This is a genomic window from Anoxybacillus sp. EFIL, from assembly GCF_013096955.1.
GTDB lineage: Bacteria > Bacillota > Bacilli > Bacillales > Anoxybacillaceae > Anoxybacillus > Anoxybacillus ayderensis.
Window position 1 is genome coordinate 21,798 of the sequence record NZ_SDLH01000014.1, and the last position, 6,573, is coordinate 28,370.

General features: G+C 40.8%; 6 protein-coding genes, 1 tRNA gene and 2 rRNA genes. 1 reads left to right on the forward strand and 8 read right to left on the reverse strand.

Going from position 1 to position 6,573, the window contains the following annotated elements; all coding sequences use genetic code 11:
• Positions 1–2 precede the first annotated feature (2 nt).
• A complete protein-coding gene (locus ES017_RS14650; RefSeq protein WP_009362635.1) occupies positions 3–638 on the reverse strand; it encodes a redox-sensing transcriptional repressor Rex in 636 nt (211 codons plus the stop codon).
• A gap of 227 nt (positions 639–865) precedes the next feature.
• Between ES017_RS14650 and ES017_RS14655 the strand changes: the two genes are divergently transcribed.
• Positions 866–2,761: an ABC-F family ATP-binding cassette domain-containing protein gene (locus tag ES017_RS14655; RefSeq protein WP_163152490.1), complete on the forward strand. Its 1,896-nt coding sequence runs from the start codon at positions 866–868 to the stop codon at positions 2,759–2,761.
• Between the two features lie 314 nt (positions 2,762–3,075).
• On the opposite strand, the gene tsaD is transcribed toward ES017_RS14655, so the two are convergent.
• The 7 genes from tsaD to ES017_RS14690 form a co-directional block, all read right to left on the reverse strand.
• Complete coding sequence (gene tsaD, locus ES017_RS14660) at positions 3,076–4,089, reverse strand: tRNA (adenosine(37)-N6)-threonylcarbamoyltransferase complex transferase subunit TsaD (RefSeq protein ID WP_021094777.1); 1,014 nt, start codon at positions 4,087–4,089, stop codon at positions 3,076–3,078.
• On the reverse strand, positions 4,086–4,529 hold the full coding sequence (gene rimI / locus ES017_RS14665; RefSeq protein WP_021094778.1) for a ribosomal protein S18-alanine N-acetyltransferase: 444 nt from the start codon (positions 4,527–4,529) through the stop codon (positions 4,086–4,088). Before rimI ends, tsaD begins: the two co-directional genes overlap by 4 nt.
• 3 nt (positions 4,530–4,532) lie before the next feature.
• Positions 4,533–5,231 carry a tRNA (adenosine(37)-N6)-threonylcarbamoyltransferase complex dimerization subunit type 1 TsaB gene (tsaB, locus tag ES017_RS14670; RefSeq protein WP_021094779.1) on the reverse strand — a complete coding sequence of 233 codons (699 nt, stop codon included), beginning with the start codon at positions 5,229–5,231 and terminating at the stop codon, positions 4,533–4,535.
• Positions 5,212–5,685 carry a tRNA (adenosine(37)-N6)-threonylcarbamoyltransferase complex ATPase subunit type 1 TsaE gene (gene tsaE, locus ES017_RS14675; protein ID WP_021094780.1) on the reverse strand — a complete coding sequence of 158 codons (474 nt, stop codon included), beginning with the start codon at positions 5,683–5,685 and terminating at the stop codon, positions 5,212–5,214. The genes tsaB and tsaE overlap by 20 nt, the downstream gene beginning before the upstream one ends.
• A 156-nt stretch (positions 5,686–5,841) precedes the next feature.
• A tRNA-Met gene (locus ES017_RS14680) sits at positions 5,842–5,918 on the reverse strand.
• A 183-nt stretch (positions 5,919–6,101) separates the two neighbouring features.
• Positions 6,102–6,218, reverse strand: a 5S ribosomal RNA gene (gene rrf / locus ES017_RS14685).
• Positions 6,219–6,339: 121 nt separating this feature from the next.
• A 23S ribosomal RNA gene (locus ES017_RS14690) occupies positions 6,340–6,573 on the reverse strand; the annotation flags it as partial.

Below are 6,573 nucleotides of genomic sequence, written 5' to 3' on the forward strand. Positions count from 1 at the left end.
GTTTACTCATTTCCGTAATGTTTTAAAAAGTAAACAAGTGACTGCAATTCGACCGCTAAATCAATATGATGAACACGAATGTGTTCAGGTACATGCAGACGAGCAGGCGTGAAGTTTAAAATCCCTTTAATGCCTTTTTGGACAAGCCGATCGGTAATCGGTTGGGCAACTTGGGCTGGAACGGTTAAAATGGCTACCGTAATCCCACCTAGTTTTTCTTCCAATTCATCTAAATGATAAACAGGCACTCCTCCGACTTCCGTTCCTACTTTATCTGGATCTACATCGAATGCCATCACAATTTTCGTATTATTGTTTTTGCTAAAATTGTAATTTAAAAATGCCGTACCTAAATTACCGACACCGAACAACGCTACTTCTGTCGTTTCATCTTGATCCAACGTTTTTCTGAAAAACGACAGCAAATAATTTACATTATAACCGTATCCTTTTTTTCCAAGCGCACCAAAGTATGAAAAATCACGGCGAATCGTTGCTGAATCGACTTTTACGGCTTCACTTAACTCCGCTGAAGATACACGCTGCTTTCCTGATGCATGCAAGTTTTTCAAAAAACGATAATACAACGGTAGTCGCTTTGCGGTCGCCTGCGGAATTTTTGGTTGTTCATTATTCACGAGTCAATCCCCCACATTTCCTTTCACAAATAGTTAGCGCTTTCATTTTTCTCTCCTATACGTCTGAAAAGTTCTCCCCACTTTTAAACTATACACTATTTTTTTCATTCTGTCTTTCCTTTGTACCCTTTATTATTATTTTTGTCAAATTTGTTATTCGTACACTAGTGTTGCCGAACATCAAGAAAGTACGTTACACTATCAAAAGAAGATTGAGGTGAAAAATGATGATCATTTTACAAGTAAATCAACTATCCAAATCATATGGGGCGGAACAAGTTTTATCAGACATTAAGCTTGAAATACAAGAAAAAGACCGTATCGCGTTAGTTGGAAGAAATGGTGCAGGAAAATCGACATTATTAAAAATCATTGCCGGCCAATTGTCATATGACACAGGGGAAGTGATTAAACCGAAACACGTAACAATTGGCTACTTAGATCAATATACTGGTTTGCACGCCCATCGCTCCATTTGGGAAGAAATGCTCGATGTGTTTGCCCCGCTTCAACAAATGGAAAAACAATTGCGTGACCTAGAACAACAAATGAGCTTGCACGGTGCCGACTATGAGCGCTTACTTGAGCATTACGACCGTTTACAAATGGAATTTAAAGAAAAAGGTGGCTATCAATATGAAGCCGATATTCGTTCTGTGCTTCATGGCCTCCGCTTTTCTCAGTATGACTACACAACAAAAGTATCCACGTTAAGCGGTGGACAGCGAACGCGGCTAGCGCTCGGCAAACTGCTTCTAGCTAAACCAGATTTGTTGATTTTAGACGAACCAACAAATCATTTAGATATGGAAACATTGCAATGGCTTGAACAATATTTAAAAAATTATGATGGGGCCATTCTTATCGTCTCACACGATCGCTATTTTCTTGACCAAATCGTGACACAAGTGTATGAATTATCACGCACAAAAATAAAAAAATACGTTGGAAACTATACAAGTTATTTACAACAACGGGCGGAACAATTTGAACAACAATTGAAACTGTACGAAAAACAACAAGAAGAAATTTCAAAATTAAAAGATTTTATTCAACGAAATATTGCCCGTGCATCGACAACAAAGCGAGCTCAAAGCAGAAGAAAACAACTAGAAAAAATGAATATCATTGAAAAGCCGCTCGGTGATGAAAAATCGGCATCGTTTCGCTTCGAAATTGAACGCCCAAGCGGAAATGACGTATTAACAGCTACCAATTTAGCCATTGGTTATGATCAAATCATCGCAACAAACCTCTCATTTCGTGTCACTCGCGGTGATAGCATCGCACTTATTGGGCCAAATGGAATTGGAAAATCGACTCTTTTAAAAACGATCATTAAGCAACTCCCTGTAAAACATGGGGAACTACGCTACGGAACAAATGTACAAATTGGGTATTACGATCAAGAACAAGCTCAATTAACATCGAACAAACGTGTCATCGATGAACTATGGGATGAAGATCGATTAAAGACGGAAAAAGAAATTCGTACGATTCTCGGAAACTTTTTATTTTCTGGTGACGATGTATTGAAGCCAGTGCAAACATTAAGTGGCGGTGAAAAAGCCCGGCTCGCTCTCGCCAAACTAATGATGAAAAAAGCCAACGTATTAGTGTTAGACGAACCGACAAACCATTTAGATTTAGACAGCAAAGAAGTGCTAGAACAAGCGCTTATTGAATACCCAGGAACAATTATCTTCGTTTCTCACGACCGTTATTTTATTAACAAAATCGCAACAAAAATATACGAGTTATCCACAGACGGTCTCATTGAATATTTAGGGGACTACGATTATTACGTGGCGAAAAAAGCAGAGCTACTCGAACTTGGACAAATCGCTCAAGAGACGACAACGGACGAATCATCGTCACTAAAACGCTCATATGAAGAAGAAAAAGAACGAAAAAAATTAGAGAGACAACGAAAACGAAAAATAGAGCAGCTAGAAATAGAAATGGAACAACTCGAGCAACAAATTGCAACGTATGAACAACAATTATATGATCCTTCCTGCTACAACGACTATGAAAAAGCCCGAGATACACAAGCGAAAATTGAACAACTGAAACAAAAATTCGATGAATTATTCGAACAATGGGAACTTTTACAACAATAATGATGAGCTAGCTCCATTTGTGGACTAGCTCATCTTTTTACACAAACATATCCACAGAAAAAACATCTAAATATAAGTTATTCACGCACTTTTCCACATTATCCACAATACAATTAAAAAATTTGTCTATTTCTTTGTGGTTAACTCGTTATGATAAAATAACATATAGTACACGTTTTCCACATTATCCACACGTATGTGGATAACATAATCCACAAAATGTGACTAAGTTTTTCTTCACATAACGTCAAGTTGTTTCGCACGTATATAGTTATAAAAAAGGAGTGCCCCTTCACTTTCGGGACACCCTCCTGTTATAACAGTAAACTTGGGTTCGCATTTAACGCCATAGTAGCGCGCTTTCCTTGTTGAAATAATACTGTTCCAGCTGCCGCAATCATCGCCGCGTTATCTGTACAAAGGGACAATGGCGGAATGACAAGTTCCACCTCTGGTAGTTGCTCAACTTGTTTTTGCAATTGTGTGCGCAATCCTTCATTTGCTGCGACCCCACCAGCTAGCAATATTTGCTTCACGTCGTAATGCGCAGCCGCTTGTATTGTTTTTCCTACTAATACTTCGACAACACTTGTCTGAAAACTTGCTGCCATATCTTCGGGCAAAATCGTTTCTCCACGCTGTTTTGCATTGTGCAACGTATTAATGACGGCTGATTTTAATCCACTAAAACTAAAGTCATACGAACCTTCTTCCAACCATGCACGAGGCAAATCAATAGTCGGTTTTCCTTGTTTCGCCAAACGATCAATGTGAGGCCCTCCCGGATAAGGTAGCTGTAACGCGCGTGCAACTTTGTCATACGCTTCCCCAGCCGCATCGTCTCGCGTCTCACCAATGACTTCAAACACTCCATGCTCTTTCATATAAATGAGCTCCGTATGCCCTCCTGACACAACAAGAGCTAATAGCGGAAATTTCATGTCTTGTACAAGTTGATTCGCATAAATATGTCCTGCAATATGATGCACGCCAACAAGAGGAATGCGATGCGCAAAAGCTAATGCTTTCGCAGCGTTCACGCCAATCAATAGCGCTCCAACTAATCCCGGACCTTCTGTTACCGCAATCGCATCAATTTCGCTAACATCCATATTTGCTTGCTTCATCGTTTCTTCTAACACAAGCGTGATTTGCTCAACATGGTGACGCGATGCAATTTCAGGAACGACCCCACCAAATCGTTGATGACTTTCCATTTGTGAGGCAACAACGTTAGCTACAATTTCACGTCCATTTTTCACAATGGCAGCCGCTGTTTCATCACAGCTTGTCTCAATTCCAAGCACAAATATATCTTTTTCACTCATAATTTCACCCACATTACTAATGCATCTTCTTGGTTATCTGAATAATATCGCTTACGAATACCGCCATTTAAAAAGCCAAGCTTTCGATACAATGATTGTGCAACGGTATTCGACACCCGCACTTCCAATGTCATCGTTTGAGCCCCTTCTTCTCTCGCTAACGCCATCGCCTGTTTCATTAGCGCTTCTCCGAGTTTTTTACCACGAAATTCCGGCAATACCGCAATGTTTGTAATATGTGCTTCATCCATCACTAACCACATGCCACAATAACCAATAATTTGTCCATCATGTTCCATCACAATGTAACGAGCATACCGATTATTTGTCAACTCTTGATAAAAGGAAGAACGACTCCATGGGAGCGTAAATGAAAGCTGTTCGATTTCCACAATGCGATCGAGATCTTGAAGCGTCATAAACCGAAAAGAAACATCCACTTATCATTCCGTCCTTTCTTGCTGACGAGCAAGCCAATTCGCTTCCGCCTCTGCTAAACGAATATAGTTTGGCACAAATGTATGAATGTCTTCCGGCTCGCGATTTATTCCTAACCACGCGAGCTCACTTGGACGTGGATTGTGAAGTGTCGCTGGAGCTACTTGAACACGATCTAGCGTTTCAACAAATGTTGCTTCATGTAGCGAACTATCGTTTCCAACTAATAAAATCGGTTCATTATATGCTTTTAATTCATTTGCCCACTCTGTAGCTAAAATGACTTGATCAGCTACGATCGATTGCACGCAATCTCCTTCGACTTTGTAAAGACCTGTATAAATTTGTCCTCGCCGGGCGTCCATTAACGGAACAACGAGACCTTGAAAATATTTTGCGCTTGCTGCCATCACTTCTAAACTTGATACGCCGACAAGCGGAATATTTAGCGTCCAAGCAAGCGTTTTAGCAATTGTCACCCCAATGCGAACACCTGTATATGATCCAGGGCCTTTCGCAACAACAATTCGATCCAGATCTTTTGGACTCATATCACATTGTTGAAGTAGTGCCTCAATCGCAGGCATCACTCGTATCGAATGATTTTTTTTCAAATTTGTAATGATTTCCCCTTTAACAATTTGTCCATCAACAACAGCGATCCCCATAACAAATGTCGATGTATCAATGGCTAACACTTTCATCGCTAAAAATCTCCTTACATAACTGTTCGTAACGTTGACCAATTGGATTGAAGTGAATAATTCGACTTTCCCCATCAGCATGGTGAATAGTAATATGTAAACGTTCAGTTGGTAAGTATGGCTCAATGACATTCGCCCATTCAACAACTGTTACACCATCACCGAAAAAATATTCATCAAAACCTAAATCTTCTTCACTTTCTGCTAAACGATATACATCCATATGATACAAAGGGAGACGTCCTTCGTATTGTTTAATAATATTAAAAGTCGGGCTGCTGACATTGCGGTTAATTCCTAGTCCTTTTGCTAGTCCTTTTGTAAACGTTGTTTTTCCTGCTCCTAAATCACCTTCTAACGTAATAACGTCTTGTGGCTGAACGTACCGAGCAAGTTTCATTGCTAATGCGAACGTATCTTCAGGATGATGTGATACATATTCATATGTTTTCATCGTTCATTCCCCTAATTAAATAAAATCAACATACAAAAAAGACCTTAGGATCGCTCTCCTAAGGAAATGCTACACATATAAGTGTACACGAAAACAAAACATAAAGCAAAAAAGGCATAAAAAAACACGAAACTTATATCGTTTCGTTTCATTGGTTGGTTGCGGGGGCAGGATTTGAACCTGCGACCTTCGGGTTATGAGCCCGACGAGCTACCTGGCTGCTCCACCCCGCGATAATTGGAATAGAAATATATTTAGTGAAACACATTGAAACTATTGGCCGTCCCGCTCTCCGTAAGTTTAATCAAGTAGCAACTCGAGCGGTACGCTGATGTAATTTCTAGGATGTGGATTCGTTCGTGCTCCACCCCGCGATGATTGAAATAGAAATATATTTTCTCGATAAATACAATAATGCCCGGCAACGTCCTACTCTCGCAGGCGGTGTCCCGCCAACTACCATCGGCGCTGGAGAGCTTAACTTCCGTGTTCGGGATGGGAACGGGTGTGACCTCTCCGCCATCGTCACCGAGCAAACATGCTTTTTCATAGCGCCATGTTAGGCGTGAAGGATTATTCCTTCAAAACTAGATAACAGGAGTTCAGATGTTTTCTTGACTACGTCAAGAACCGTTTTCTGCTTTTCTTGTGTGCTTAGTTAAGTCCTCGATCGATTAGTATCCGTCAGCTGCACGTGTCGCCACGCTTCCACCTCGGACCTATCTACCTTGTCATCTTCAAGGGATCTTACTCGCTTGACACGATGGGAAATCTCATCTTGAGGGGGGCTTCACGCTTAGATGCTTTCAGCGCTTATCCCTTCCGCACATAGCTACCCAGCTGTGCTCCTGGCGGAACAACTGGTACACCAGCGGTGCGTCCATCCCG